The organism is Desulfobacter sp. (genome assembly GCA_028768545.1).
Taxonomy (GTDB): domain Bacteria; phylum Desulfobacterota; class Desulfobacteria; order Desulfobacterales; family Desulfobacteraceae; genus Desulfobacter.
In genome coordinates this window covers 111,667-138,353 of sequence record CP054838.1, presented here as the reverse complement: position 1 = coordinate 138,353, position 26,687 = coordinate 111,667, and the positions used below count along the sequence as shown (strand labels likewise).

Here is a 26,687-nt window from a genome sequence, read left to right as displayed (position 1 = left end):
TTCATACAAAATTTAGGATAAAAGGGTTATGGGGTTGTTGAGTTTAAAAGGGTTTCCAGGGACAGGCAGTTTCAGGCACGGGGTTCATCCGCCGGATAATAAGTCCCTTAGTGCAGAATCAAAGGTTGAAGTGATGGAAACCCCAGATACCTTGACCCTGCCATTGCTTCAGCATTTAGGCGTACCCTGCAAACCAGTGGTCAAAGCCGGGCAGATGGTCAGGTACGGGGAGATGATCGGCAAGGGAGAGGCTTTTGTTTCAGCCTCCCTTCATTCTCCTGTGGCCGGGAAAATTAAAAAGTCCATCATGGTGACCCTGCCCAACGGCAGACATCTTCCTGCCATGTCCGTCCAGACCCAGGGAGAGCAGGTCTCCCCCCATAAGATATGGGCGGACATGAAATCCAAGGACTGGCCCAGGGACTGTATTTCCATTTATGACCCCTTTACCATTGTCAAGATCATTCATGACTCGGGAATTGTGGGGCTGGGCGGTGCTGCTTTTCCCACCCATGTAAAGGTGACCCCCAATGATACAAGGATGATCGATACCCTCATGATCAACGGGTGCGAGTGCGAACCCTATCTCACCTGTGATTACAGGCTCATGAAAGAGGCCCCGAGGGCCATCGTGGCCGGCGCCCTGTTAACGGGGAGGGCCGTGTCTGCAAGGGAAATTGTCATCTGTGTGGAAGACAACAAGCCCGATGCGGTTAAAAAGCTTAAAGAGGCCACGGAACAGACCGTCATTAAAATTGCCGTACTCAAGACCAAGTATCCCCAGGGCAGTGAAAAACAGCTGATCAAAGCGGTGATCGGCCTTGAAATTCCTCTGGGCGGTCTGCCGTCGGATGTGGGGGTTGCCATGAGCAACGTGGGCACCATGGCCACGGTGGCCAGGGGCGTGATCAAAGAATCCCCCCTGACCCACAGGGTGATCTCAGTGTCGGGCCGGGGGATCAAACATCCTAAAAATTTATTTGTTCCCATTGGTATTTCCATGGGCGAGGTCATTGATTATTGCGGCGGCCTGACACAGGATGCGGCAAGGGTGGTGGCCGGCGGTCCCATGATGGGATTTTCCTTTTCAAATTTTTCTACCCCGGTGACCAAAGGGACTTCGGGGATCACGGTCTTAAGCCATGACGAGATCTCCAATGAAAAAGAGACGGCCTGTGTCCGGTGCGGACGGTGTGTGGATGCCTGTCCCATGAACCTGGTGCCCACACGGCTTGCCCTGGCCGCAAGGTACAATAACCCCTCCATTGCAAGGCAATATCATATCCAGGCCTGTTTTGAATGCGGCTGCTGCACCTATGTCTGCCCTGCAAAGATTAATCTGGTTCAGCTCATCCGGACCGGGAAAAAACTGGTTGCCTCGGGCGCCAAATAGTTAAAATAAGGAATTAATGCGTGTCAGAACCCATTAAAACATCAGATGCCCAAGAAGAGGCAGGTATGATTGAAAATGAAGCCGCCCCCGCCATCCATGTGGCCCCCTCTCCCCATATACGGGATACAAAGGGGGATACCCGAAAGATGATGATGGATGTCATCCTGGGGCTGCTGCCCATGGTGATTGTCGCGGTCTATCTGTTCAGGCTTTATGCGGTAAAACAAATGTGTATCTGCCTTGTGTCCTGCCTTGCGTTTGAGTGGCTTTTTGTGAAGATGCGGCAACGCTCGGGCACGCTCAAGGACTGCTCTGCAGTGGTGACAGGGATCATCCTGGCCCTGTCTTTGCCCGGATCAGCCCCCTGGTTTGTGGGGGTGATTGCCTCGGCCGTTGCCATGGGGATCGGCAAAATTATTTTCGGCGGCCTGGGCATGAATATCTTTAATCCGGCCATGGTAGGACGGGCCTTTGTGATGATCGCCTTTGCTCAGCTCATGGGGGCAGGTTCCTATGAAAATTTGACCGGCCTTGTGGACGGGGTTTCAGGGGCTACCCCTTTGAGTGCATTGAAATTCAACCATCTTGCCACCCCTGTGCCTGATCTTTTCTGGGGCATGACCAACGGGTCCATCGGAGAGACCAGCACGGCGGCCTGCCTTGCAGGAGGACTGTTCCTTGTTTTAAGGCGAGCCGCATCCTGGCAGATCCCTTTGGGCATTTTAGCAACGGTTTTGGTCCTTGCCGGAATCGGGGATATTGCAGGCTCCCATTCCGGTCGTCTTTTGATTCACCATTTGTTTGGCGGCGCCCTGATGTTCGGCGCGTTTTTTATTGCCACGGATCCTGTGACCTCTCCGCTGACCTCAAAGGGGAAGTGGGTGTTCGGGATCGGCACAGGATTTTTAATCATGGTGATCCGGTTTTTTTCAGGATACCCCGAAGGCGTGATGTTTGCCGTGCTCATGATGAACGCCGTCACCCCTTTGATCAACCGCTGGACCAATCCCCAGCCCATGGGAGAAGCCTGATATGAGTTCATTTAAAGAGAGCAATCTTGCCCAGGCATGGCTGGTGCTGGTGTTTGCCACGGTCTTTGGCACGGCCCTGGCCGGGATCCAGGCAAAGTTAGGCCCCGTGATCGAGGCCAACAAGATCAAGGAGACCATGGAAAAGATTCCCTCTCTTGTTCTGGGGGAGGATGGGGCCTCAAAAATTGACTATCCCCTTTCCATTAACGCAAGGAAGGTTGAGATTAAGAAGAACGGGATCACCAAATTTTATACGGTCTATGATGCCTTTTTTAAAGACGGTGCATTGGCCGGGCATGTGGCCAAGGCCGCAGGCCAGGGGTATGCCGATAAAATTGAGCTGCTGGTGGGGCTGGATCCGGGAGGCAATACCATCACCGGGCTCTTTATTTTAGACCAGAAAGAGACCCCGGGCCTTGGCAACAAGATCATTGAAAAGCTGTGGCGGGATCAGTTTCTTGCCCAGACATCTGCCCAGAACCTTGTGGTGGTCAAGGGCAAAACAGGTAAAGCCCATGAAATTGATGCCATCTCAGGGGCAACCATTTCTTCCAGAAGCGTGACCGGGATTGTGAATCACACCATTGCAGATATCAAGTCCCAATTGGTTTTGCCCCTAAAAAAAGAGATGAGAAAGATTGAGGAGACGCAATAATGGCTGATATGCCCACCGCCTTTGAGCGGTTTGTCCAGGGGATTCTGCCTGAAAATCCCGTATACCGCCAGCTTTTGGGGCTATGTCCCACCCTGGCCGTGACCAACGGTATGAAACCTGCCATCACCATGGCCTGCTCCGTGGGCTTTGTGCTCTTGTGCGCCAATGTGGTGATCAGTCTCATCCGGAATCTGTTAAAACCCCACCTTCGTATTGTGGTCTTTACCCTGACCATTGCCACCTTTGTGACCATTGCAGACCGGTTTTTGGCGGCCTATCTTTTCCAGATGAGCAAAACCTTGGGCCCTTATATCCCTTTGATCATTGTCAATTGTCTGATCATCTGCAGGTGCGAAGTCTGCGCCTCCAAGCAGTCCGTGTTTACGGCGGCATCCGATGCCCTTGGCCAGGCCCTTGGGTTCGGACTTGCCCTTTCCTCCATTGCCGCTGTCCGGGAAATTTTGGGCACGGGCATGTTTTTCGGGATCAGGGTGCTGCCCGAGGCCTGGCCGGACTGGGTCATCATGGTATTGCCTCCAGGTGCCTTTCTCACCCTGGGTCTGCTCCTTGGCTTTGTCAACTGGCTGGGCATGGTCAAATCAAGGAGGTCTGCCAATGATTAAAATACTCTTTTCTTCAAAAGGGGCTCAATTGTCCCGGATCACGGGCAAAGGGGGGCAGATCTCATGACCTATGTTTTTGATATCATGCTCATTGCCCTGACCGCGGCGTTGATCAATAATTTTGTGCTTTATTATTTTGTGGGCATCTGTCCTTTTGTGGGGGTGTCCAGAAAGGTGGAAATGGCGTTGGGCATGGGACTGGCCGTCACCTTTGTCATCTCCATTGCCGCCTTTATTTCCTGGTCCATCACCACCATGGTGCTCATCCCGGGAGCGCCGGTCTCTTCCTTTGTTGCCGGGTTTTTCCTCTCACAAGAGGCTGCGGCCCGGATTGATCTTACCGTGCTCAGCTATATTGTTTATATTTTTTCCATTGCCTCTTCGGTCCAGTTTGTGGAGATGTATGTGAGAAAATTTTTCCCCATGCTCTATCGGTCCTTTGGGGTGTTTTTACCCCTGATCACCACCAATTGTGCCATCTTGTTCGCCTGTCTGACCATCATGAGTCATGTGGTGGGGGTGGAAAACCCTGAAGATGCCTGGGATCTTGGCCGGGCCATTGCCCTGGCCTTTTTCGGAGGGGTGGGGTTTACCATTGCCATTGTGATCATGTCGGGCATCAGGGAAGAACTGGAGTTGTGCGATATTCCCGAACCCTTTAAGGATGCGGCCATTACCCTGGTTATCGGGGGAATTCTGGCCATTGCCTTTATGGGATTTACCGGGGTGGATTCAGGGCTCAGAGAGGCCATTATGCCAGTCCAGGAAGTACAGGTTTCAACTTGGGTTCAAGAAGAATCTCATCCCCGTGTTGCCGCCCATTTTAATCAAGTGAGGGTGCCATGATCGCAACCACCCTGGCCATTGCTGCCGGCACCATGTTGATCATGGGCGTGATCCTCTCCTATATCCTGGGATGGGCCAACAAGAAATTCAAGGTTGAGGTGGATCCCAAGATCGAATCCGTGCTGGCGGTCCTTCCCGGAGTCAACTGCGGGGGATGCGGGTATCTGGGGTGTTCCGACTATGCCGTTGCCATTGTGGCGGACAATGATCCTGTGAACAAATGTACGGTGGGCGGTGAGGCCTGCGCCATGAGCATTGCCGATATCATGGGGGTGGAGGTGGGTGAAATGATTCCCATGTTTGCAGTGGTTCACTGCGGGGCCCACTCCAGTGATAAATTGGGGTCAAGCCTTTACCGGGGGGAAAAAAGATGCGCAGCTGCCCACCTGGTGGCAGGAGTTCAGGGGTGTACATTCGGCTGCCTGGGATTTGGAGACTGTGTCAGGGCCTGTAATTATGATGCCTTGCATATAGAGGACGGCCTGGCCGTGGTGGACTATGAAAAATGCGTGGGCTGCGGGGCCTGTGCCAAGGTCTGCCCCAGAACGATTATTAGTATTACCGGGTTTAAGGCCGATCAAATTCCTGTGGTGGCCTGCGCCAACCAGGACAAGGCCAAGGATGCCAAGGCCATGTGTAAAACCGCCTGTGTGGGGTGCCGCCTCTGTGCCAAGGAATCTGATATCTTTACCATCACCCAAAATTTGTCAAAATCTGATTACGGGGCCTATACAGGGGCGCTTTATGACCAGGCCCTAAAAGCAATTGAAAAATGTCCCACCCAATGTATTCATTTTACGGGAGAAAAAGAGGGCCCGGGCAATCTTTAAAGTTAAGAATGATTTGCTTTTCTCCGGCAGGTTTCAAACGTATGGCCAAGACTAAGATAGTCCTCTTTTGTATCCAAGTCCAGACAGACGGCTTGCGAGTCCACCTCCACCCGGGTCATGGCTTCTGGAAATTGTTTGAACAAGGCTTTTCCCCCGGTATCCCCGGTCAGTTTTTTCAGATCCTTAAAAAAACATGGGTCAAACCACACCGGGTTACCTTGTTTTCCTTTGAAAACAGGCACAACGATTTGTTCAGGTCGTTTTAAGGCGGTGCAAATGATGGTTTTCATGGTCGGGGCCCTGACCAGGGGCTGATCCCCCAAAACAAAGAGCGCGCCCGGTCCAGGGGGATTCTGGATTTTTTCAAGCCTTTCAAGCCTTTCAAGGCCTGCAACAATGGACGAGGCCATGCCCGATTGATAGTGCGTGTTGATCACCAGATCCACGGGCAGATCAGGAAGTTGGTTTTGAATCTCTTTTGCCCTGTGCCCCAGCACCAGGATGAGGGGATCAAGCCCTGCGGCGATACCTTGTTCAAGGACATGAACCAAAACAGGCTTGCCCTGGAAAAGGAGCAATTGTTTGGTTTTACCCATTCGCCGTCCCATTCCCGCAGCCAGGATGATGCCGGCAGGCCCGGGATTATCTCGGGTTGAATTGTTCAAGGATTGCCTCTAAAACCGAGCCGCCAAGGGACCTGGCCTTGTCTGAAATCGTATGGCAGTGTCGGATCTTTCCCCTGGGATCCACATCACCGATTTTTTTGCCCAAAACAACCGTTGTCCCGTCATGGACAAGTTCCCGGATCACCCCTGAAATTTTTGTGAGGACAGGCTTGCCGTCCACATGGCCGACCTCCTGGCCCTGAACCACCCATGCCCCGATATTGGCCGTGGAGATAAATTTGCCCGGGCCCGGGGCCCGGATGAGCCGGTGAGAACTGATGCCCATCACCGCTTCAGGCTCGGATGTATTGGCCAGGGCGCAGCCTTGGGTGATGATCCGTCCAAGATCGTGACCCCGCTGGGTTTCAATGACCAGATGAACATCCCGGCCGGCAGAAAAGCCGGGTCCAAGACCAATGACCAGGTCTGCATCCAAAATAGAGGTGCCCAGGTTTTTTTTGGCCAGTATGGCGTCCACCAGCACATGGGGTGAGATTTGGTTCACAGCCTTCCATTCGGGATCGGCAAGCACGGGGATTTGACCCTGGTGCCAGATGTGTTTGATTTGAGACGCGTCTTGGATTTTGACCCCGGCAATCTTTTCCACCTGGGACTTGTTTTCAAACATAGCCGAGGCAAAGGCTGTGTTTCGTCTCAGAACGGTGGGAGCATGGGTTTCTATGATAAATATCTGTTTGAATCCGGATTTGAATAACCTGTGACAAATGCCCGTGGCCAGGTCTCCCTCGCCTTTGACCCCAATCCCCTGGGCCCGATATCTTTGTAACTCTTTTATCGGCCATGGATCCCCATGAACACATCTTCTGCCGTGATGGGAAGTTGTCTGAGTCTCAGACCCGAGGCGTTGGCAATGGCGTTGGCAATGGCGTTGGCAATGGCCGGGGCCGGGGTGTTGATCACCACCTCGCCTATGGATTTGGCCCCAAAAGGACCCTGGGGCTCGTGGGAGCTTTTAAATGCCACCTGGATATTTCCCAGGTCCAGGCGGGAGGGGATTTTATACTGCATGAAACTTGGGTTCATCATCTTTCCTGAACCATTGTAAGTGATATCCTCAAACAGGGCCATGCCAATGCCCTGGACAATCCCGCCCTCGGTCTGGACCCTGGCAAGATTGATGTTGATGGGGGTGCCGCAGTCCACCACCCCCACATAATCGGTCACAAAAACTTCGCCTGTTTCAAGGTCCAGCTCGATTTTGGCAAACCCTGCCATAAAAGGGGGCGGGGAGACAGAACTGGACCTTGTGGCTGTGGCAGAAAGACAGGTGCCTGCACCCACGGCCAGTTGTGAGGCAAGGGTTTCCAGGGGTATGGTTTCTCCGTTTGAAATTTTGGTGCCGTCCGGTTCTGCCTCAAAGATCAGTCTGCCGTTAAATGCCAGGTGTTTTGGGTCCATATCCAGTTTTTTTCCTGCTGCCGCCTTGATTTTCCGGATCATTTTTTTGGCGGCATTGACTGCGGCCATGCCCGTCAAAAAGGTGGTGGCCGAGGCATAGGATCCTGTGTCATAGGGGGAATGGTCCGTGTCCACCTGGGAGACCACAATTTGGGAAAGGTCACACCCCAGGGTTTGTGCGGCCATCTGGGCCAGAATGGTATCGCACCCCGTGCCCATGTCAGCAGCCCCGATCATGAGGGTGTAAAATCCTTTATCCTGGAGCCTGATTTCCACGGAAGCCGTATCAATATCGGCGATGCCGGATCCCTGCATGGTAATGGCCGCCCCAAGGGCGCAGACCCGGGTATCTGAAATTTTTTTGCAGGGGAAATTATCGTTCCATCCGATCATTTTTTTGCCCAGGGCAATGCATTGGTCCAGGGTGCAGGCCTCTAATTTTTCCCCGTAATATCCGGGCATGACCTCACCTTGGGCCACCAGGTTTTTCATTCTCAGGTCCAGAGGATCCATGGACAGCTTTTTGGCCAGTTCATCCATGGCCGATTCCATGGCAAAGGTCCCCTGGGTGGCCCCGTATCCTCTGAAGGCCCCGGCTGACATGGTGTTGGTATAGACCACCTGATAGGTGAATTTAAGGGCCTGGGCCTTGTTGTACAGCGGCATGGTCTTATGGGCGGACAATCCCACCGTGGTGGGGCCGTGTTCGCCATAGGCCCCGGTATTGGACAGGGTGTCCATGTGGATGGCCAGGATATTGCCGGATCTGTCCGCCCCGATGCGCACCCTGATTTTCATGGCATGGCGGGAGGTGGACCCTGTAAAGGTTTCCTTGCGGGTAAACACCATCTTGGCGGGCTGGCCGGTTTTCAGGGTGACCAGCGCCGGAAACAACTCAGAGACCAGGGTTTGCTTGGCCCCGAACCCGCCCCCGACCCTGGGCTTGATCACCCGGATCTTTTGTTTGGGGATACACAGGGCTCTGGCGGCAATGGCCCTGACATGGAAAGGCACCTGGGTGGAGGCCACAATGACCAGCCGGCCTGAATGGTCCATCTGTGTGAAGGTGCGAAAGGTTTCCATCATGGCCTGATTGTTGGCCTTTGTTTTATAGACCTCATCCACCACCACCTCGGATCGTTCAAATCCGGCCTCAATATCCCCGTGGGAAAATTGTCCTGAACTGCACAGGTTCCGGCTCACCTCATTGCCGATGTCAAAGTTGACATGGTAGTTGTCTTCAGGGTGGATGATGCTGGGGTGGTCCATGGCGGTTTCCGGGTCCAGCACCGGGTCAAATTTTTCATAATCCACCCGTATGGCATCTAGGGCGCGGTCTGCCGCTTTTTCAGTTTTGGCCGCCACAATGGCCACGGGATCTCCCACATACCTGACCAGGCAGTCCAGGATCAGGCGGTCGTAGGGGCTGGGCTCGGGAAAGGACTGGCCTGCCATGGTAAATCGCTTGTGCGGCACATCATGGTGGGTGAGTACGCAAACCACCCCGGGCAGTTGTTTGGCCTTGTTTACCTGGATTTTTGTGATCCGTGCAAAGGCATGGGGACTTCTGAGCACTTTGACAATCAAACAGTCTTTGGGGGCGATATCATCGGTATACACGGGTTTTCCCGTGACCAGGGCCATGGCATCGAGTTTGGGAATGGGTTTGCTGATATATTTCATTGGTTTTTCCCTCTGCCGGATCTGGCCTCAAGATAGGCATTGATGGCCCTCATCTGGCTGGCATAGCCGGTGCAGCGGCAGAGGTTGCCGGCCAAATAATGCTTGATTTGACTTTCCGTGGGATGGTCCAGCTCTTTTTCCATGGCCAGGATATTCATGACCAGGCTCGGGCTGCAGAATCCGCACTGATCCGCGCCCTGGGCGGCCATGAACCGGGCAAAGGCTGCAGCCTCTTTTTGCACCCCTTCTATGGTGGTGACGGTCTGGCCCTGGGCCCGGGCTGCAAGAACGGAACAGGCAAGCAAAGGGCGTTCAAAATTCTGTGTCAGTTGAATGAAAGCTGATATACTCAGCTAAATAAGGAGAACTGACATGACCGAAGAAAACACCGAATTTGATTTTCAAAAAGCCCTTAAAGGCATCCAGGAAGGTAAACCCTTCACAGGTAAGGGCGGCGTCCTTACATCATTAATCAAAAATCTTGTTGAAGCTGCTCTTGAAGGAGAGTTGGAGTCCCATCTCGGGCAGGAAGTTTCTGCCAACCGCCGTAATGGAAAAAGCAAAAAGACCATTAAATCCCTGGATGGTAAATTTGAGCTAAAAACCCCGCGTGACAGGGCCGGAACCTTCTCTCCACAGATCGTCAAAAAACATCAGACAACGCTCAGCGATGAAATTGAAAGAAAGATAATAGCCCTTTACGGCCTGGGCATGAGTTATAATGATATGGCTTCCCATTTACAGGAAATCTATGGACTTGAGATTTCAAATGCCACTCTGAGCACCATTACCGATAAAATCATCCATACCGTCAAAGAATGGCAGGCCAGGCCGTTGGAAAATGTGTACCCAATCGTATGGCTTGATGCCATACATTATAAAGTACGAGAAAACGGAAAGGTCAGCAGCAAAGCCGTTTACACAATTCTTGGGGTGAATATCGAGGGCCGCAAAGAGGTTCTTGGGCTGTACATATCCGAGAATGAGGGTGCGAACTTCTGGCTGCAGGTGTTAACAGACCTTTCAAACCGAGGGGTAAAAGATATCCTGATTGCCTGTGTTGATGGTCTAAAAGGTTTTCCCGAGGCCATTGAGACCATATTCCCGGACACAGAAGTTCAACTCTGCGTAGTCCACCAGATCCGAAATTCATTGAAATACGTTGGTTCCAAAAATAAAAAGGAATTTATGGCAGATCTAAAACGTGTTTATAAAGCGGTCAATAAGGATCTGGCCGAAGAAGAACTGGATATCTTGGAAAATAAATGGAATGACAAATACCCGATTGTGATAAAATCCTGGCGGAACAACTGGGAACGCCTCAGTCATTTCTTTAAATATCCAGAAGAGATTCGACGGATAATATACACCACAAATACCATTGAGGCTGTGCATCGACAGTTTCGAAAACTGACCAAAACAAAGGGATCATTCCCGAACCAGGACAGCCTGTTAAAGCTGCTTTACATGGGGATCCAGAACGCCAGTAAAAAATGGACAATGCCGATTCAAAATTGGTCACTGACAATTTCCCAGTTGGCAATTTTCTTTGAAGGCCGGCTGGATAAAGAGCTGGGAATTTGATAGGGATTTATTTACAGATGGAAAAGATGGTTCCAGGAACTCCACTCCAGCAAAAGTCAACTCCTCCGACGTGGCTGATTGAAGGCCCATTCTCGGACCTGACTTTTACTTCCGCTGGCGCTGAGGCAGATCCGGGAACCGAAACCGTGACACAGAATTCTGAACATTCCCGGCAAGCACAGGCACCTTGTTCATCCATACGGTGCACAGCCCGCAGTTGGCCGTGTCGCATCCTTGTTTTAGGCTTGAAAATCCAAGGGATCTTAACAGGTCAATGAGCAGGGTGTCAGGGGCGATGTCCATGTCATAGGCCTCTGCGTTGATGGTACATTGAAGCCGGATTTTTAACTGCATATGATCTTTACCCCCCGTTTGACTAATGTGCAGGCCATATGCTCCCGATAGGCCTTGCTGCCCTGCAAATCGCTGCCAAATCGTGTTTCGGCGACCAGGGCGGTGCAGGCCTCATCCATCTGGGTTGGATTTTGGGAGAGCAGTTGTGCCGCTTTCACGGCCAGAGCTGCCCGAAAAGGCCGGGCGCCCATGGCAATTTTCCACTGGCCGTTGCAGCGGCTTAACGCTGCGGCCAGGATGGGAAAGTCCGTGGCACTCTTGCGAAGGCTTTGATAGGTGGTGTCGATCTTTTGTTTGGGAATGGATAATTTGACCAGGATATCCCGGCCAGGAAAATGGTCTAAAAAGTTTGCCAGAGGAATGATGCCCCCCCTGTAAGTGTGGACCTTTGTGTCCAGAACCAGAAGGGCGGTGATGAGATCTGAAAATCCAAACCGGGAAAAGACCGATCCCCCGACACTTGCAAGGGTCCTGAACTGGGTTCCCACAATGTGGGCCATGGCCTGCCTTAAGACCGGTCCAAAATTATTTTCCAGAAGGGCAGAAATTTCCACCTGGCGCAGACTGGTCATGGCCCCGATTTCAATTTCTTTTCCCTGGTCAGTAATCTGGTCCAGGCCCAGGCCTGACAGATCAATTCCAATATGGTACTTGCGGGTGCCCATTCGCATCCAGAGTAGGCCGCCCAGGATGACGTTTTTTCTATCCTGGTGCAGCAGGGTGTCTGCCTGTTCCAGGTGATCCACCCTGCAAAATTCGTTTAATTCAAACACAGGTTTTTTCTTTTCCCCCGGGTAAACATGGGGGTCACTATATCACATTTGGGCCTGGGCGGCCATGGCCGGCAGGTGCAACCGCTGGAATTTAAAAAGGGATACCGGCCGAACCTGGTGATTCAAATTAAATGTGTATTGGTTTTTCTTGTGAACCGTGTTTATACGTGATATGTGATATTTCAGTTTTCCAGAAACAATCCCTGATTCAGTAAGTGTTTTATGCGTTTCGGGGTTCTGTGATTGGGTGTGTAGGTAAGCGGGGATGTTTCAGGTCATTCTTTAAGGAGGTCATAATGAAGGTGTTGATAGATTCCGTGGGAAAGAAAATTTCATTGATTATTATTTTATCCATTCTTTCAAGCGCCATTCTCATGATGGTCAGTTTTTCATTTTTTGGAAAAATTGCCCAGATCGGGAATATTGTTAAATCTGCCTATGACTATGAAGTCTTAATGGGAACGGCCAAGTTTGAGTTTGAAAAATTTAAAGCCACAAAAAAAGATCATCACCTGGACGGGTTTAACAAGGCCATGGCCAGGGTTACCCGCACAGACGGGACCATTGGTGCGATTTACAGGCTCATGGACCAGGGCATGTCGGCCTCAGAGGCTGTGGTCGAGTTCCGCAACACAGGGGTAGATGCCAACGAGGGTCAGGAGGCTGCGGCCAACCTTATCAACACCCTGATGGGACATCCTCTGCTGGTCAATATGGTGGACGTGGCTGAAAAGGCCCATGGGATGAGTACCCGATGGGAGGGACTGGTAAAAGACTACGCCGGCACCACAGATTCCGGTCAAAAAGCCAAACAGCTCAGTGAGATTGATAGCATCGTGGGAGATCTGCCGGCCTTGCTCGAGACCTTTCACGGGGCCATGAAAGATGTGGCAGATCATCTTTCCGCTACCATTAAGCGGATTTTTCTCATCATCGGCGGGGTCATGGTGGGGTTGATCATCGGTATTGCCATTATTATTACCCGGTCCATTACAAAGCCTCTGGCCCAGACCGTAACTCATGTTAACGATATTGCAGATGGTGATTTTCTCAATACCCTGGAAATTAAAAATACGGATGAACTGGGAACAATGGTCAAGGCCATGAATCAGATGGGGGGCCGCCTTAAGGAGATGGTGCTGGAGATTAAAAAAGGGATAGACACCTTGAACTCTTCTGTCGGGGATCTGTCTTCATTTTCAGATCAGATGTCGGAAAATGCTTCTTCAAATGCGGAAAAATCCAATATTGTTGCGGCTGCCGCAGAAGAGATGAGTATCAACATGGCTTCGGTCTCTGATAGCATGGAAACCTCTGCCCAGAATACCAATTCTGTGGTCACGGCTGTGGAAGAGATGACCGCCACCATTAATGAGATTGCCAAAAACACGGAGACCGCCAAGACCATTGCCCAAAATGCCGTGTCCCAGTCCAGGGATGCTGCCGATCAAATGACCCGGCTGGACAAGGCGGCCCTGTCCATCGGTCAGGTCACAGAGGCCATTCGGGATATTTCTTCCCAGACCGACCTTCTCTCGTTAAATGCCACCATTGAAGCGGCCAGAGCCGGGTAGGCCGGCAAGGGATTTGCCGTTGTGGCCAATGAAATCAAGGAGTTGTCCAAGCAGACTTCTGATGCCACCCTGGACATCCAGGCCCAGGTGGATGAAATTCAGGAGACAGCATCCGGGTCTGTGGATGTGATCCAGGATATTTCCACCATTGTCACCCAGGTGAGCGAGATTGTCTATACCATTGCCTCGGCCATTGAGGAGCAGTCCATTGCCACCCAGGAGATTGCCCAGAATACTGCCAATGTATCCCAGGGGATCTCAGAGGCCAATCAGCAGGTCAGCCAAGGCTCTTCTGCTGCCCGGGAGATTACCCAGTCCATTCAGGAGGTTCACCTTTCTTCTGAAGATATGAACACCGCGTCCAGCCAGATCAAGCAAAGTGCCTTTAACCTGACAGATCTGGCAGATACTTTGGGTCAGCGCATGTCACGGTTCAAGGTCTGATCCCCCCTCCCGGTAGAAAGGGGAAATCCGGCAAATCACTTGTGGGGTGGATAGATCAGATTTTTATCCGTTTGAGTGCATAGGCCAGTGCCAGGCCGATTACCGCACCAATGGCCAGGTTGGATGCCAGGGTAATGGCCAGGATGGATACGGCCACAAAGAAATCGTTCCGGGTGGTCATATCAATGATGGTGATGGCCAGCTGGCTGCCGGCAAAGATGAGCAATACCCCGAGAATGGCCATGGGAATGAGAAAGAGGATGGACAAAAATCCCGTGCCCAGCACCAGCACCAGCCCCATCATGATAAAACCGATGATCAGGTTGGATCCGGCGGTCCTGGCGCCGAACCTGTAATGGGCGGCCAGCCCTCCGGCGCCGTGGCACATGGGCATGCCTCCGAATCCAAAGCTTAAGATATTGCCCAGGGCCATGGAAATACACAGGGCTGCATAGGTCATTTTCCGGGCAGCCTTGCCAAAATAGGTTTTGGACAGGTCGGCCTGGGCAATGACGGCATTGCCAAGGGTCATGGGCATCTGGGGCAGAACCACGGCAAAAATGGCATAGGAAAAATCCATGCCCTGGGGAAACCCATAGGGGATGAGTGCGGGAAAATATAGTCCGGGTTTTAGCTGGTCAAGCCCTTGTCCTGTGCCCAGCAACAGCCCTGTCACCATGCCCAGGACAATGACAATCAGGCCTGCGGGCAATTTTTTATTGTTTAAAAAGACCAGGGTGGTCAGTACGCCTGCCGCACCGATGACAAGGCCGATGGGCACAGGCCCTAATGCCTGGATTTTCAGATAAGGCTCAGCCATGTTTTTCATGGCCTGGATACTAGAGTCCCCGGCCATCATTTTAATTCCCTTGGTCATGAGGAGCATGCCTGTGGACAGCTGGATGCCCCGGATCACGGATGTGGGGATATACCGGCCGAACCGGTCCATGGTGCCTGTGAGGCCGATGAGCATCAGGCTTGCCGCCATGAGCAGAGAAGAGGCCTGGATCTGGTGGATGGTCATGGAGGTGGCCACGGCATAGGCCCCGATCAGCTTCATGGGTTCCACGGGCACGGTAATTCCGTAATAGATCCCGGCAAGCAGATAAAAAAGTCCCAGGGAAAAGAAGACCCCTGTGGGGCTCAGCCTGTTCACCATCACCATGCCCAGGGCCAGGGGCAAAATGGTGCCCAGATCCCCCATGGATCCTGCAAATTCATTCCGGTTGAATTGGTATTTTGAATTCATGGCCTGACAAACCGATTGTCGGATTTAAGGGTGGCGGCATTGTCTTGGGCTTTTTCCAGCCATCCGCAGGATGTCACCTCTTTGGTGTCAAATTTCGGGACATAGGGTTTGATATCAATCAAGGGGGTCTGATCCAGAACATCAATGTCTTTGATCTCCAGGATATTTTTCTTTCGAGAGATCAGGCGGACAATGGAAAGCCCGATGGCATTGGGCCGCCGGGGCGCTCTTGTGGAAAATAGTCCTCTCTGGGTATTGTCCAGAAAAGGGGTGACCATGAGGTCAAATCCCTTGGACCTGTGAAAATGATAGAGCAGGATAATATGGGAGAACCCGTCTAAATCGTCAAGGCCCTGTTCATAGTCCTGATCAATATGGATCCTTCCTTGTATCCCCTTTGCGCCGCTGGGCTGGATCGGCATCTCTGAAGGCTGGGTAAAGGGCGTTTCAATTTTGCCGATGGGTGAAAAATGTATCATGGGTTCCAATTTCTTAAGGTTTCCTTTGTCAGAATGTTTATACCTCTTTAATCTCAGATATAAATGAAGCCAAAGCTAAAGTCTATAAAAAAGGCCTTGTCCGGGGCCGGGGTTTTGTCTTGCCCAAGGGTTTGTCCGGGTGATATGGTGGGTATACCCCCGGGGTAATCGTTAAAAAGAGAGGATGTCATGGCCTTATTTCTTGTTCAGCACGGCATGAGCAACACCAAAGAAACAGACCCTGAAAAGGGCCTGTCCGAACTTGGAATTGAAAAAAGTCTTACAATGGCCTCCGTGGCCAAGGGATATCATATCCCTGTGGCCCGGGTGTTTCATTCAGGTAAAAAAAGGGCAGAGCAGACCGCCCGGATTTTTCACAGGGCTTTGGGTCTGGATTCGCCCGTGACCCGTCTTTCCGGCATCAATCCCCTGGATGATGTCAGGGCCTTTGCAGCAAGTTTGGACCCCAAAGCCAACTGGATGGTGGTGGGGCATTTGCCCTTTATGGACCGTCTGGTCTCTTTTCTGACCGCAGGGGATGAGACCCTCCGGGTATATCAGTTTCAAAATTCAGGCATTGTCTGTTTGGATGCGGCAGATCAAAGAGAAGATGACTGGGACTGGTCGATCAAGTGGACCTTGAATCCCAATATCACCTATAAGACGATTCTGAACAGACCAGGCTCACCAGGCCGGCTGTCATGAATGATCCGGCAAGGCAGGCCAGAACAAAGAGTCCGGCAAAGCGCCATCCTAAGTACCCCACCAGCACCGGCAGGAGCACCGGTTTGACTGAACGGCTGCCGATGAAATTGGCAAGGTGAAAGTTGGCAGCACCTTTATCTTTCATGGTTTTGAGCATGGGATACCATGCATAGACAGGACTCATGGATAAAATACCCGCCAATGAGGATATGACCAGGCCTTTGATGCCAGATCCTTTGCCGAGTAATCGGGTGATGGTTTTAGGGGATAAAAATCGGTTGAGCACCACCATCATGACAAGACAGAGACACAGGGGAAAACCAAGCTGCCTGAATATGGTGCCGCTTTTGCCCAGGGCTTTTTCAGTGTTTTCCGGGGCCAGCAAAAATCCTGCGGCATAGAGGCAGGCAACCCCCAGAGGAAAGAGCCAGGGCTTTATCATGGTCACGGCCTTTTGAATCGTTAATCCTGGTTTTTGACTCATATTCCCCCTCCCGGAAACACGGCGATTACAACGGAGAGGAGTACGGCCATGATGAATTCGGCAATATTTCGGACCAGGGTAAATCCTGTGCCCAATGCCTTGGCCTCTGCCGGCATCTGGATCAGACCGACATTGACCCAGGCCAGCATCAAGGCCGTGATTCCTGCGATCCCCACCCCCAGATTTAAAAGGCTTTTACCGATAACATAGCTGTTGACCGGGTTCCCGGCCAAAAGACTTCCCATGCAGGCCCCTTGGAATGAATCCTTGAAGATTGTTCCGGAGAACAGGGAGATGAGCCGCTGCTCAGGAATAAATCCCTGGAACAGGCCCAGGATAAGCACCACGCCTGTGACCAAAGGCAAAAAGGATTTAAACTGGCGCAACCCCATCCCCAGAGCTGACATCCATTGATCTTGGGATGAGGGTGTTTCAGGCAAACTATCCGGGTGCGGCCTGTCCTGGGTTTCCATATATTGTTTCACGGCCTTGTCCACCCGGCCTGAGACCTGGGAGACGATTTTAATGCCCTGGTCTGCAAATCCATTAATGATAAATGGAGAAATATGGCCGACCAGAATGACTTGGGCGCCTTTGTCCATGACCATGGAAACGGCCCGTACGCTTGCGCCTGAACCGGATGACCGGGTGGGGGCATCCATGACCTCAAAGGACATGTCCAAGGTTTCAATGATCAGCAGGTAAGGGGCGGTTCCCAGCTTGTTGGCCAGGTAGCCTTCCAGGCTCGGTTCGGTGCTTGGGACGGCGATTTTCATATTTTATCAGAGTTTGATTTGATATTCAGAATGATGGGGGATCTCCTATTTTTGGGCATTAAAGACTTTGGTTTCGGCCAAAAATTGTTTGAGCGCAGCCACCGTGGCCTGTGGGTCTTCCTCCTGGGGGACATGACCAAGGTGGTCAAAGCTTATAAATTTGCTGTCTGCAATTTCCCTGTGAAACCGTTCTCCCATGGCGATTGGGATCAGCCGGTCTTGAACGCCCCAGAGAATCAGGGTGGGCTGCTTGAGTTCAGGTATGCGACCGGCCAGACTGCCCGGCTGGGTTTGAGAAAACCGCTGGGCCAACGCCTGTCGATTGCCTGCCCGGGTGGTGAGATCAAAATACCGGTCAACCAGATCCTGAGTCACCAGCAAGGGATTGGCATATACATTCTTCAGACTGGTCTCCACCAGTTTCCGGGGCAAAAGGTTTTTTGCCAGCCGGTTCAATACAGGGGTGCGGGCAATGATGAAATCGAGGGGAACGGAGTTTGATTTGTAGGGATAACCGCTGGCATCAACCAGCACCAGACGTTGAATACGGTCCGGATATAACAATGCCGTAACCCAGGCTGCATAGCCGCCCAAAGAGTTGCCGGCCAGCACGCAGGTGTTGACCCGGAGCCGGTCAAGTACGGCAATTACCACGGCAGCATAATCTTGGATTGTGTATTGATTTTCAGGTGAGGGGCCTGTGAGGCCAAAGGCCGGCATATCAAAACGAATGACCCGATGTTCTTTCTTAAGGGCTTGAACCCAGCCCTCCCAGGTATGAAGAGAGGCGCTTGTGCCGTGTAAAAGCACTATGGGCACTAAATTTTCTTTTCGCCCTTCATCCCTCAGATGCACCTGCATGCCTCCAATGTCGATAAATTGGGACGGGGGCTGTGCCCAGCGGTCTTTGAGCGCTTTGACCGACCGGTCCGGAACCTGGTTTGCAAAGAAAAAAATGCCCAGTGCTGTCCCGGTCACCAGGAATAATTCGCCCAAAAATTTTAATAGATGTTTTATTTGCCGCCTTTGGTTCCTCCTTGTGCTGCTGACACTCAATCTGGTTGATGATTGTTTGATCCTGGCACGGGTGTTTCCATGGTTAAGCGGTAGCATATAAGCTGTGAATTGTCCACTTTGCCTTTGGCTGATGAACCCAAGACCCTGAGGTTTTATATTAAAAGAAGGGTCATGGGGCTAAAACTGACAGCCTTGATTCACCATACAGCACCTTCTTTTGGGTTATCTTTGTTTGCTTCTCACTGGAGAGTATGACCCGGTATCTTGCTGGTGGCCAGGAAAGCACGGAAGATCCCCATATTCAAGCAAATATAAAATGAGGCGGTGGATTTGGGACATCAGGGTCATCGCATGTAACTTTTATTAAGATTCGTCCTTACCCGGCAGGAATAGGTGAGGGGGATTCCGTTAAATCTTAAGCGGTCGTCCTGACCGCTTAAGAAGCGGAAATGATCGGACCTATGCCGTCCTGGCGGGCCGCTCATTTACGCCACTCCACCCCCTTCACCCTATCCCAGCCTGGCTCTCCTGGCTTGCTATAGTATATGAGCATCGAACAAAATTTTCCTAGACATCGCTGCACAGATACGATATATATGGCAATAAACACAAGGAGTTGCCAATGAACGAAAAAAAATCTCTTGAAACTTTTTTTGACAATATTCAGGACCCCAGACACCACAATAAGCTTCATAATTTAATTGATGTCGTCATCATCGCAATTTGTGCGGTAGTTGCTGGCGCAGACACTTATGAGCAAATTGAAAACTTTGGCAAAAAGAGAAAAAGGTGGTTGTCAAAATTTCTAAGCCTTCCCCATGGGATACCCTCCCATGACACCTTTGGCAGAATTTTTGAAAGGATGAACCCGAATGAATTTCAGAGCAGTTTTATGCACTGGGTTCAGTCGGTTGCAAAGATGACCAAAGGTCAAGTCATTGCAATCGACGGCAAAACTCTAAGGCGTTCACACGATACCTCCAATGATAAGAAAGCCATTCATATGATCAGTTCGTGGGCTTCGTCTAATAAAGTGGTTTTAGGGCAATTAAAAACCGAAGAAAAATCAAATGAAATTACGGCCATTCCAAATCTTTTAAAACTTTTAGATATCTCGGGCTGCATTATAACCATTGATGCCATGGGCACTCAAAAGAAAATCGCTGAAACCATAATAAACAAAGGGTGTGACTATGTCCTTGCCCTGAAAGAAAATCATAAAACCTTGCATGATGAAGCGGTACTTTTTTTCAATAAAATGGAAGAAATGAAAAATCAGGGGTACCAGTTTAATGAACAGACCAGTGTTGACGGAGGGCACGGTCGAGTCGAAACGCGCAGGGCTGTGATAACCTCTGATATTGATTGGTTTGAAGATAAAAAAAGTTGGAAAGGTTTGAAAAGTATTGGAATGATTGAATCCACCCGGGAAATGGACGGCCAGATCAGTCATGAAAAGCGATATTATATATCGAGCCTGGATAGCGACCCCAATATTTTTGGTAATGCTGTCAGGAGGCATTGGGGAATTGAAAATTCAGTGCATTGGGTATTGGATATTGCGTTCCGTGAAGACGAAAGCAGAGTCAGAAAGGGGAACTCTCCTGATAATTTTGCAGCGATTCGGCACATTGCATTAAATTTATTACGGAACAATAAGACATTTAAAGGGAGTGTAAAAACCAAAAGGTTGAATGCTGCTATGGATATCAAATATCTGGAGGAAGTTATGTTTGGATGATACTTGAACCAATCAAAACTATAGGCACTTTACAATATTTACATGCGTGAGCCCTGTCCCATGGGAGGGTGGTTGACACATAAATTTATATTTGAGATATAATCAAGAGCTTGAATTATCGAGGGCGTTCAAAATTCTGTGTCAGTTGAATGAAAGCTGATATACTCAGCTAAATAAGGAGAACTGACATGACCGAAGAAAACACCGAATTTGATTTTCAAAAAGCCCTTAAAGGCATCCAGGAAGGTAAACCCTTCACAGGTAAGGGCGGCGTCCTTACATCATTAATCAAAAATCTTGCTGAAGCTGCTCTTGAAGGAGAGTTGGAGTCCCATCTCGGACAGGAAGTTTCTGCCAACCGCCGTAATGGAAAAAGCAAAAAGACCATTAAATCCCTGGATGGTAAATTTGAGCTAAAAACCCCGCGTGACAGGGCCGGAACCTTCTCTCCACAGATCGTCAAAAAACATCAGACAACGCTCAGCGATGAAATTGAAAGAAAGATAATAGCCCTTTACGGCCTGGGCATGAGTTATAATGATATGGCTTCCCATTTACAGGAAATCTATGGACTTGAGATTTCAAATGCCACTCTGAGCACCATTACCGATAAAATCATCCATACCGTCAAAGAATGGCAGGCCAGGCCGTTGGAAAATGTGTACCCAATCGTATGGCTTGATGCCATACATTATAAAGTACGAGAAAACGGAAAGGTCGGCAGCAAAGCCGTTTACACAATTCTTGGGGTGAATATCGAGGGCCGCAAAGAGATTCTTGGGCTGTACATATCCGAGAATGAGGGTGCGAACTTCTGGCTGCAGGTGTTAACAGACCTTTCAAACCGAGGGGTAAAAGATATCCTGATTGCCTGTGTTGATGGTCTAAAAGGTTTACCCGAGGCCATTGAGACCATATTCCCGGACACAGAAGTTCAACTCTGCGTAGTCCACCAGATCCGAAATTCATTGAAATACGTTGGTTCCAAAAATAAAAAAGAATTTATGGCAAATCTAAAACGTGTTTATAAAGCGGTCAATAAGGATCTGGCCGAAGAAGAACTGGATATCTTGGAAAATAAATGGAATGACAAATACCCGATTGTGATAAAATCCTGGCGGAACAACTGGGAACGCCTCAGTCATTTCTTTAAATATCCAGAAGAGATTCGACGGATAATATACACCACAAATACCATTGAGGCTGTGCATCGACAGTTTCGAAAACTGACCAAAACAAAGGGATCATTCCCGAACCAGGACAGCCTGTTAAAGCTGCTTTACATGGGGATCCAGAACGCCAGTAAAAAATGGACAATGCCGATTCAAAATTGGTCACTGACAATTTCCCAGTTGGCAATTTTCTTTGAAGGCCGGCTGGATAAAGAGCTGGGAATTTGATAGGGATTTATTTACAGATGGAAAAGATGGTTCCAGGAACTTCACTCCAGCAAAAGTCAACTCCTCCGACGTGGCTGATTGAAGGCCCATTCTCGGACCTGACTTTTACTTCCGCTGGCGCTGAGGCAGATCCGGGAACCGAAACCGTGACACAGAATTCTGAACATTCCCGAATTATCCAAATCACTAAAGGAAAGAACGATTAAAAATACACAAGTTTATCCTGTGGGCGGAGGAAAAGGCGGCATCGGGAAAAGCATGATCACGGTGAACCTGGGGACATTGCTGGCCCGCCAGGGCAACCGGGTTCTGCTCATGGACCTGGATCTGGGATCTTCCAACCTGCATACCTTCATGGAAGGCCAGGATCCTGACCATGGCCTTGATCTTTATCTGGACAAACAGGTGGCGTCCCTTGACCAGGCGGCAGTTCCTTCGGGAATTGCAAATCTTTCCATTATCAGCTCCCAGCATTGTTCAACCGAGGCGGCCAATCTTTACACGGCCCAGAAGCTTAAGATTATCAGGGCCATTTCCAGCCTTGACTACGACTATGTTCTCCTGGACCTTGGGGCGGGCACCAATTTTAATACCCTGGATTTTTTTCTGGTCTCAGGCCAGGGCATATGCGTGGCCACATCCGAACCCACGGCCATTGAAAATACCTTTAAGTTTATCAAAGCGGTCTATTTCAGGCTGGTGAAAAAAATCTTGAAAGAGGAGGCCTTTGCTCCGGTGGCCCGCCACTTAGACTTGTCCGGCAGCGGCCTTGACACCTCTTTTAACCTTATTGACGAGGTGACAAGGCAGGATCCTGGAATTGGCCGCCTGCTGAAAGAAAAACTCAACGCCTTTTGTTTTAAGCTGGTATTTAACCAGGTCAGGCAAAAGGATGATCCGGATTTGGGCCGTAAAATTGAAAGGGTATGCAAACGGCATTTTCATTTGCGGTTTAAATTTTTGGGCAAAATTCGCCACGATGAGACCATTCAGGACGCCATCCAGCTTCGAAAAAATTTTATTACCTCATATGCCCATACCCGAACGCCCAATGACATGGCCCGAATTGCCCGGAATGTGATCCGGGAGAAACCGTTTGGGGCAGGTGTTTGAAACCCTTCCCCTTTTGTTTGCCGTTACAGCCTTGTAAGGGGGTGCGAACAATGCCTTGGCCCGGGGTTTGAACGGGTTGGGCACAGGGGTGGGTTTTTTTAAAGATAAGATTTAATCCATTGCAGGGCCTTTGATTTTTAGTGTCTGCTTATTAAATGATTCAGCCAGTTTATAGTTGACTTTCTTCGCTTGAAACAACTATAGATATTTAACTTTTATTAACCAGAACGATTAACTAAAAGTGGAGATTCAGGATGAAGATTTTGAAAATTGATCACCTTGGCATAGCCGTTTCCAGTATTGATGAAAAAAAGAATTTCTGGACAGATGTGCTTGGACTTTCCTTGGAGGGCACAGAGACCGTCGAGGCCCAGAAAGTGATCACGGCATTTTTACCTGTGGGAGAAAGTGAGGTGGAACTTTTGGAGTCTACTTCTGATGACGGCCCTGTGGCAAAGTATATCCAGAAAAAAGGGGAGGGGATCCAGCATGTCGCCTTCCGGGTCGAGAATATTGAACAGGCCCTGGCAGAACTCAAGGAAAAGGGCATCAAGCTCATAGACCAGGAACCGAGAAAAGGCGCCGGCGGCGCAAAAATCGCCTTTCTTCACCCCAAAGCAACATCCGGTGTCCTTGTGGAATTATGTGAAAGATAAAATTGTTTCATCATCCTTTTGCCCTGGCAGCGGCTCAGGATTGATACCCCAACCATCTATGACCGGAGGATAACCATGTCTCAAATGTCTGATATTCAAAAATGGGAAGAACTTGCCGCAAAACAGCTTCGGGGAAAACCCCTTGACGGGCTGACCCAGAAAACGCCTGAAGGCATTAAGGTAAAACCCTTGTACACGGCCCAAGACCTTGAATCTGTTGAGTTTAAAGATAATCTGCCCGGGTTCAATCCCTATGTCCGGGGGCCCATGGCCACCATGTATGCGGGCCGTCCCTGGACCATCCGCCAATATGCAGGCTTTTCCACGGCCAAGGAATCCAACGCCTTTTACCGCAAAAATTTGGCCGCAGGTCAAAAGGGTCTTTCCGTGGCCTTTGACCTGGCCACCCACAGGGGGTATGACTCGGATCATCCCCGGGTGGCAGGAGATGTGGGCAAGGCCGGGGTTGCCATTGATTCCGTGGAAGACATGAAAATTTTGTTTGACCAGATCCCTTTGGACAAGATGTCGGTTTCCATGACCATGAACGGGGCCGTGCTGCCCATTCTGGCAGGCTATATTGTGGCGGCCGAAGAGCAGGGCGTCTCCCATGACCAGCTCATGGGCACCATTCAGAACGATATCCTCAAAGAATACCTGACCCGGAACACCTATATCTATCCGCCGGGTCCGTCCATGCGGATTATTTCGGATATCATGGGATTCTGCTCCCAGAATATGCCCAAATTCAATACCATTTCCATTTCCGGTTACCATATCATGGAGGCAGGAGCTGATCCTGTGCTTCAATGCGCCTTTACCCTGGCCGACGGACTGGAGTATGTCCGAGCCGCCCTTGCAACGGGTATGGATATTGACCAGTTTGCCCCGCGACTTTCTTTTTTCTTTGGGATCGGCATGGATTTTTTCATGTACATTGCCATGCTCAGGGCGGCCCGGTTTTTATGGGCTGAACTCATGTCCCAGTTTAATCCTGAAAATCCCAAATCCTCCATGCTCAGGACCCATTGCCAGACTTCGGGCTGGAGCCTGACCCAGCAGGATCCTTACAATAACGTTGTCAGAACGGCCCTTGAGTGTCTTTCCGCCGTTCTGGGCGGCACCCAGAGCCTGCACACCAACTCCTTTGACGAGGCCGTGGGCCTGCCCACGGAATTGTCCGCCCGGATTTCCAGAAACACCCAGATTCTGGTTCAGGAAGAATCCAAGATCTGTGATGTGATTGATCCTTTGGGCGGGTCCTATTATGTGGAATCCATTACCCAGAACATCGTGGACGAGGTCCGCAAGATCCTCACGGAGATAGAGGGGCTGGGCGGCATGGCAAAGGCCATTGAATCGGGCATGCCCAAGATGCGCATCGAAGAGGCGGCTGCCCGCCGTCAGGCAAGGATCGACAAGGGTGAAGATGTGATCGTCGGGGTGAATAAATACCAGGTTGAAGGTGAAACGCCCATTCCGGTTCGTGAAGTCTCCGAAGAGGTCAGAGAAGAGCAGGTGGCACGGCTTGAACAGATTAAAAAGACCCGGGATAATAAAGCCTGTCAAAAGGCATTGGATGATATTACTGCGGCCTGTGAAAACGGGAATAATCTTTTGGCCGCCTGTCTGCCGGCCGTGCGTGCAAGGGCCACGGTGGGGGAGATTTCCGATGCCATGGAAAAGGTCTTTTCACGTTTTGTGGCCACTACCCAGTGTATTTCAGGCGTGTATGCGGAAAATGCCGACCCTCAAATTTTAGCCTCCCTGAGAAAGCGGACCGATGAGTTTGAGGAAAAAACAGGGCGCAGGCCCAGGATTCTTTTATCCAAAATGGGCCAGGACGGCCATGACAGGGGCGTCAAAGTCATTGCCACGGCCTATGCGGATTTTGGCTTTGATGTGGATTTAGGCCCCATGTTCCAGACACCTGAAGAGGCCGCTAAAATGGCGGTTGAAAATGATGTCCATGTGGTGGGGGTCTCCAGCCTGGCCGCCGGGCATAAAACCCTTGTGCCCCAGGTGATTGCCGCCTTGAAAAAAGAGGGCGCCTCGGATATCAAGGTGGTGGTCGGCGGTATTATCCCGCCGGGTGATTATGACTTTTTAACCCAGGCCGGTGCCTCTGAAATTTTCGGCCCGGGCACGGTGGTGACCGATTCCGCCAACAGAACTTTGAAAATTATCGGGGCCTGAATTCATGTCCCCTGTTGATCCGGATCTGCTGGTTCAGGGAATAGAGGCCCGCAACCGGCGTATGATTGCCAAGACCATGACCTTGATGGAAAGCCGCCTGCCTGAACATCAGGCCCTGGCGCACAAGGTGATGGAGATGCTTTTGCCAAAGACCGGCAATTCCGTGCGTTTAGGGATTACCGGGGTACCCGGGGTGGGTAAATCCACCTTTATTGAAAATCTCGGGGTCAGCCTGGCAGACAAGGGCCATCAAGTGGCGGTGCTGGCTGTGGATCCCACAAGCCGACGCAGCCGGGGATCCATTCTCGGGGACAAGACCCGGATGGAAAAATTGTCTGCCCATGAAAATGCCTTTATAAGACCGTCTCCTGCCGGTTCCACCCTGGGAGGGGTGGCGGCCCGGACAAGGGAGACCCTGCTGGTCTGTGAGGCAGCAGGCTTTGATGTGATCCTGGTGGAAACCGTGGGCGTGGGGCAGTCTGAGACTGCCGTGGCTTCCATGGTGGATTTTTTTCTGGTCCTGGCCATTGCCGGGGCCGGGGACGAGCTCCAGGGGATAAAAAAGGGGGTGTTGGAGCTGGCCGATGCCATTGCCATCAACAAGGCGGACGGGGATAACCTGGACCGGGTGAAAAAAACCCGCCAGGACCTTGAAATGGCCATGCATTTGGTTGCACCGGACTCTTTAACCTGGCACACCCCCGTGCTGACCTGCTCGTCCGTGACCCATGGCGGCACAGAAGAGATCTGGAAGACCGTTCTGGATCACAGAAAAAAGTTCAGGGACACAGGCGAGTTTGACCAGAGAAGAAAAAGCCAGTCTTTGGAGTGGATGTGGACCCTGGTGGATGAGGGGCTCAAAAGACGATTCCAGGAAAATGAGCAGATCAAAATGTGTATTCCTGAGATTTCCCGGGAAGTGGAGTACCAGAAGATCTCGCCTTCGGCGGCAGCCAAGGCGTTGTTAGCATATTTATAATATTTTTTAAGGAAGATT

27 protein-coding genes are annotated in these 26,687 nt (G+C 50.8%); 16 read left to right on the top strand and 11 right to left on the bottom strand.

Features of this window, described 5'->3' with window-relative positions; translation table 11 throughout:
• Positions 1 to 28: 28 nt before the first annotated feature.
• From rsxC to HUN05_00665, 6 genes are all read left to right on the top strand, one after another.
• Positions 29 to 1,393 carry an electron transport complex subunit RsxC gene (gene rsxC, locus HUN05_00690; protein ID WDP83866.1) on the top strand — a complete coding sequence of 455 codons (1,365 nt, stop codon included), beginning with the start codon at positions 29 to 31 and terminating at the stop codon, positions 1,391 to 1,393.
• Between the two features lie 65 nt (positions 1,394 to 1,458).
• A complete protein-coding gene (locus HUN05_00685) occupies positions 1,459 to 2,424 on the top strand; it encodes an RnfABCDGE type electron transport complex subunit D (GenBank protein ID WDP87858.1) in 966 nt (321 codons plus the stop codon).
• A 1-nt stretch (position 2,425) separates the two neighbouring features.
• Entirely contained in the window at positions 2,426 to 3,079 is a 654-nt protein-coding gene (locus tag HUN05_00680) for an FMN-binding protein (GenBank protein ID WDP83865.1), read from the top strand.
• Entirely contained in the window at positions 3,079 to 3,702 is a 624-nt protein-coding gene (gene rsxE, locus HUN05_00675) for an electron transport complex subunit RsxE (protein WDP83864.1), read from the top strand. Before HUN05_00680 ends, rsxE begins: the two co-directional genes overlap by 1 nt.
• A 63-nt stretch (positions 3,703 to 3,765) precedes the next feature.
• The gene (locus tag HUN05_00670) at positions 3,766 to 4,548 is read left to right on the top strand and encodes an RnfA-Nqr electron transport subunit (GenBank protein WDP83863.1); all 783 of its coding nucleotides are present in this window, start codon (positions 3,766 to 3,768) and stop codon (positions 4,546 to 4,548) included.
• Positions 4,548 to 5,378 carry an RnfABCDGE type electron transport complex subunit B gene (locus HUN05_00665; GenBank protein WDP87857.1) on the top strand — a complete coding sequence of 277 codons (831 nt, stop codon included), beginning with the start codon at positions 4,548 to 4,550 and terminating at the stop codon, positions 5,376 to 5,378. Before HUN05_00670 ends, HUN05_00665 begins: the two co-directional genes overlap by 1 nt.
• Positions 5,379 to 5,380: 2 nt before the next feature.
• Here HUN05_00665 and HUN05_00660 read toward each other — a convergent pair whose 3' ends face one another.
• Genes HUN05_00660 through HUN05_00645 form a run of 4 tightly spaced genes read right to left on the bottom strand, consistent with a single transcriptional unit; the run spans position 5,381 to position 9,498 of the window.
• Positions 5,381 to 6,043 carry a nucleotidyltransferase family protein gene (locus HUN05_00660; GenBank protein ID WDP83862.1) on the bottom strand — a complete coding sequence of 221 codons (663 nt, stop codon included), beginning with the start codon at positions 6,041 to 6,043 and terminating at the stop codon, positions 5,381 to 5,383.
• Positions 6,021 to 6,839, bottom strand: a complete 819-nt coding sequence (locus HUN05_00655) for an EF2563 family selenium-dependent molybdenum hydroxylase system protein (protein WDP87856.1) — start codon at positions 6,837 to 6,839, stop codon at positions 6,021 to 6,023. Before HUN05_00655 ends, HUN05_00660 begins: the two co-directional genes overlap by 23 nt.
• Positions 6,836 to 9,145, bottom strand: a complete 2,310-nt coding sequence (locus HUN05_00650; protein WDP83861.1) for a molybdopterin-dependent oxidoreductase — start codon at positions 9,143 to 9,145, stop codon at positions 6,836 to 6,838. The genes HUN05_00655 and HUN05_00650 overlap by 4 nt, the downstream gene beginning before the upstream one ends.
• Positions 9,142 to 9,498, bottom strand: a complete 357-nt coding sequence (locus HUN05_00645; protein ID WDP87855.1) for a hypothetical protein — start codon at positions 9,496 to 9,498, stop codon at positions 9,142 to 9,144. Before HUN05_00645 ends, HUN05_00650 begins: the two co-directional genes overlap by 4 nt.
• Before the next feature lie 19 nt (positions 9,499 to 9,517).
• Between HUN05_00645 and HUN05_00640 the strand changes: the two genes are divergently transcribed.
• Positions 9,518 to 10,729 (top strand): IS256 family transposase, encoded by a 1,212-nt coding sequence (locus tag HUN05_00640; protein WDP83860.1) that lies wholly within the window; start codon positions 9,518 to 9,520, stop codon positions 10,727 to 10,729.
• 105 nt (positions 10,730 to 10,834) lie between these two features.
• Here the strand turns inward: HUN05_00640 and HUN05_00635 are convergent, their stop codons facing one another.
• Both HUN05_00635 and HUN05_00630 read right to left on the bottom strand, forming a co-directional pair.
• A complete protein-coding gene (locus HUN05_00635) occupies positions 10,835 to 11,083 on the bottom strand; it encodes a 2Fe-2S iron-sulfur cluster binding domain-containing protein (protein ID WDP83859.1) in 249 nt (82 codons plus the stop codon).
• Positions 11,074 to 11,856 carry an FAD binding domain-containing protein gene (locus HUN05_00630; protein WDP83858.1) on the bottom strand — a complete coding sequence of 261 codons (783 nt, stop codon included), beginning with the start codon at positions 11,854 to 11,856 and terminating at the stop codon, positions 11,074 to 11,076. Before HUN05_00630 ends, HUN05_00635 begins: the two co-directional genes overlap by 10 nt.
• Positions 11,857 to 12,152: 296 nt before the next feature.
• On the opposite strand from HUN05_00630, the gene HUN05_00625 reads away from it, so the two are divergent.
• The gene (locus HUN05_00625; protein ID WDP83857.1) at positions 12,153 to 13,430 is read left to right on the top strand and encodes a methyl-accepting chemotaxis protein; all 1,278 of its coding nucleotides are present in this window, start codon (positions 12,153 to 12,155) and stop codon (positions 13,428 to 13,430) included.
• 21 nt (positions 13,431 to 13,451) lie between these two features.
• Positions 13,452 to 13,874 carry a chemotaxis protein gene (locus tag HUN05_00620; protein WDP83856.1) on the top strand — a complete coding sequence of 141 codons (423 nt, stop codon included), beginning with the start codon at positions 13,452 to 13,454 and terminating at the stop codon, positions 13,872 to 13,874.
• 55 nt (positions 13,875 to 13,929) lie between these two features.
• Here HUN05_00620 and HUN05_00615 read toward each other — a convergent pair whose 3' ends face one another.
• Together HUN05_00615 and tsaA are read right to left on the bottom strand one after the other, a co-directional pair.
• Complete coding sequence (locus HUN05_00615) at positions 13,930 to 15,123, bottom strand: sulfate permease (GenBank protein ID WDP83855.1); 1,194 nt, start codon at positions 15,121 to 15,123, stop codon at positions 13,930 to 13,932.
• The gene (gene tsaA / locus HUN05_00610) at positions 15,120 to 15,602 is read right to left on the bottom strand and encodes a tRNA (N6-threonylcarbamoyladenosine(37)-N6)-methyltransferase TrmO (GenBank protein WDP87854.1); all 483 of its coding nucleotides are present in this window, start codon (positions 15,600 to 15,602) and stop codon (positions 15,120 to 15,122) included. The genes HUN05_00615 and tsaA overlap by 4 nt, the downstream gene beginning before the upstream one ends.
• A gap of 189 nt (positions 15,603 to 15,791) precedes the next feature.
• On the opposite strand from tsaA, the gene sixA reads away from it, so the two are divergent.
• Positions 15,792 to 16,307: a phosphohistidine phosphatase SixA gene (sixA, locus tag HUN05_00605; protein ID WDP83854.1), complete on the top strand. Its 516-nt coding sequence runs from the start codon at positions 15,792 to 15,794 to the stop codon at positions 16,305 to 16,307.
• On the opposite strand, the gene HUN05_00600 is transcribed toward sixA, so the two are convergent.
• The 3 genes from HUN05_00600 to HUN05_00590 are packed head-to-tail and all read right to left on the bottom strand — an operon-like array spanning position 16,255 to position 18,680.
• Entirely contained in the window at positions 16,255 to 16,791 is a 537-nt protein-coding gene (locus tag HUN05_00600) for a hypothetical protein (protein WDP83853.1), read from the bottom strand. The genes sixA and HUN05_00600 overlap by 53 nt on opposite strands.
• Positions 16,788 to 17,567: a hypothetical protein gene (locus HUN05_00595; GenBank protein WDP83852.1), complete on the bottom strand. Its 780-nt coding sequence runs from the start codon at positions 17,565 to 17,567 to the stop codon at positions 16,788 to 16,790. The genes HUN05_00600 and HUN05_00595 overlap by 4 nt, the downstream gene beginning before the upstream one ends.
• A 45-nt stretch (positions 17,568 to 17,612) precedes the next feature.
• A complete protein-coding gene (locus HUN05_00590; GenBank protein ID WDP83851.1) occupies positions 17,613 to 18,680 on the bottom strand; it encodes an alpha/beta hydrolase in 1,068 nt (355 codons plus the stop codon).
• Between the two features lie 526 nt (positions 18,681 to 19,206).
• On the opposite strand from HUN05_00590, the gene HUN05_00585 reads away from it, so the two are divergent.
• From HUN05_00585 to meaB, 6 genes are all read left to right on the top strand, one after another.
• Positions 19,207 to 20,325: an ISAs1 family transposase gene (locus HUN05_00585; protein WDP83850.1), complete on the top strand. Its 1,119-nt coding sequence runs from the start codon at positions 19,207 to 19,209 to the stop codon at positions 20,323 to 20,325.
• Positions 20,326 to 20,513: 188 nt separating this feature from the next.
• The gene (locus HUN05_00580) at positions 20,514 to 21,725 is read left to right on the top strand and encodes an IS256 family transposase (GenBank protein ID WDP83849.1); all 1,212 of its coding nucleotides are present in this window, start codon (positions 20,514 to 20,516) and stop codon (positions 21,723 to 21,725) included.
• 258 nt (positions 21,726 to 21,983) lie between these two features.
• On the top strand, positions 21,984 to 22,838 hold the full coding sequence (locus HUN05_00575; protein WDP83848.1) for an AAA family ATPase: 855 nt from the start codon (positions 21,984 to 21,986) through the stop codon (positions 22,836 to 22,838).
• 254 nt (positions 22,839 to 23,092) lie between these two features.
• The gene (gene mce, locus HUN05_00570; GenBank protein ID WDP83847.1) at positions 23,093 to 23,494 is read left to right on the top strand and encodes a methylmalonyl-CoA epimerase; all 402 of its coding nucleotides are present in this window, start codon (positions 23,093 to 23,095) and stop codon (positions 23,492 to 23,494) included.
• Positions 23,495 to 23,569: 75 nt separating this feature from the next.
• Positions 23,570 to 25,690 carry a methylmalonyl-CoA mutase gene (gene scpA / locus HUN05_00565; GenBank protein ID WDP83846.1) on the top strand — a complete coding sequence of 707 codons (2,121 nt, stop codon included), beginning with the start codon at positions 23,570 to 23,572 and terminating at the stop codon, positions 25,688 to 25,690.
• Between the two features lie 4 nt (positions 25,691 to 25,694).
• Positions 25,695 to 26,669, top strand: a complete 975-nt coding sequence (gene meaB / locus HUN05_00560) for a methylmalonyl Co-A mutase-associated GTPase MeaB (GenBank protein ID WDP83845.1) — start codon at positions 25,695 to 25,697, stop codon at positions 26,667 to 26,669.
• Positions 26,670 to 26,687 lie beyond the last annotated feature (18 nt).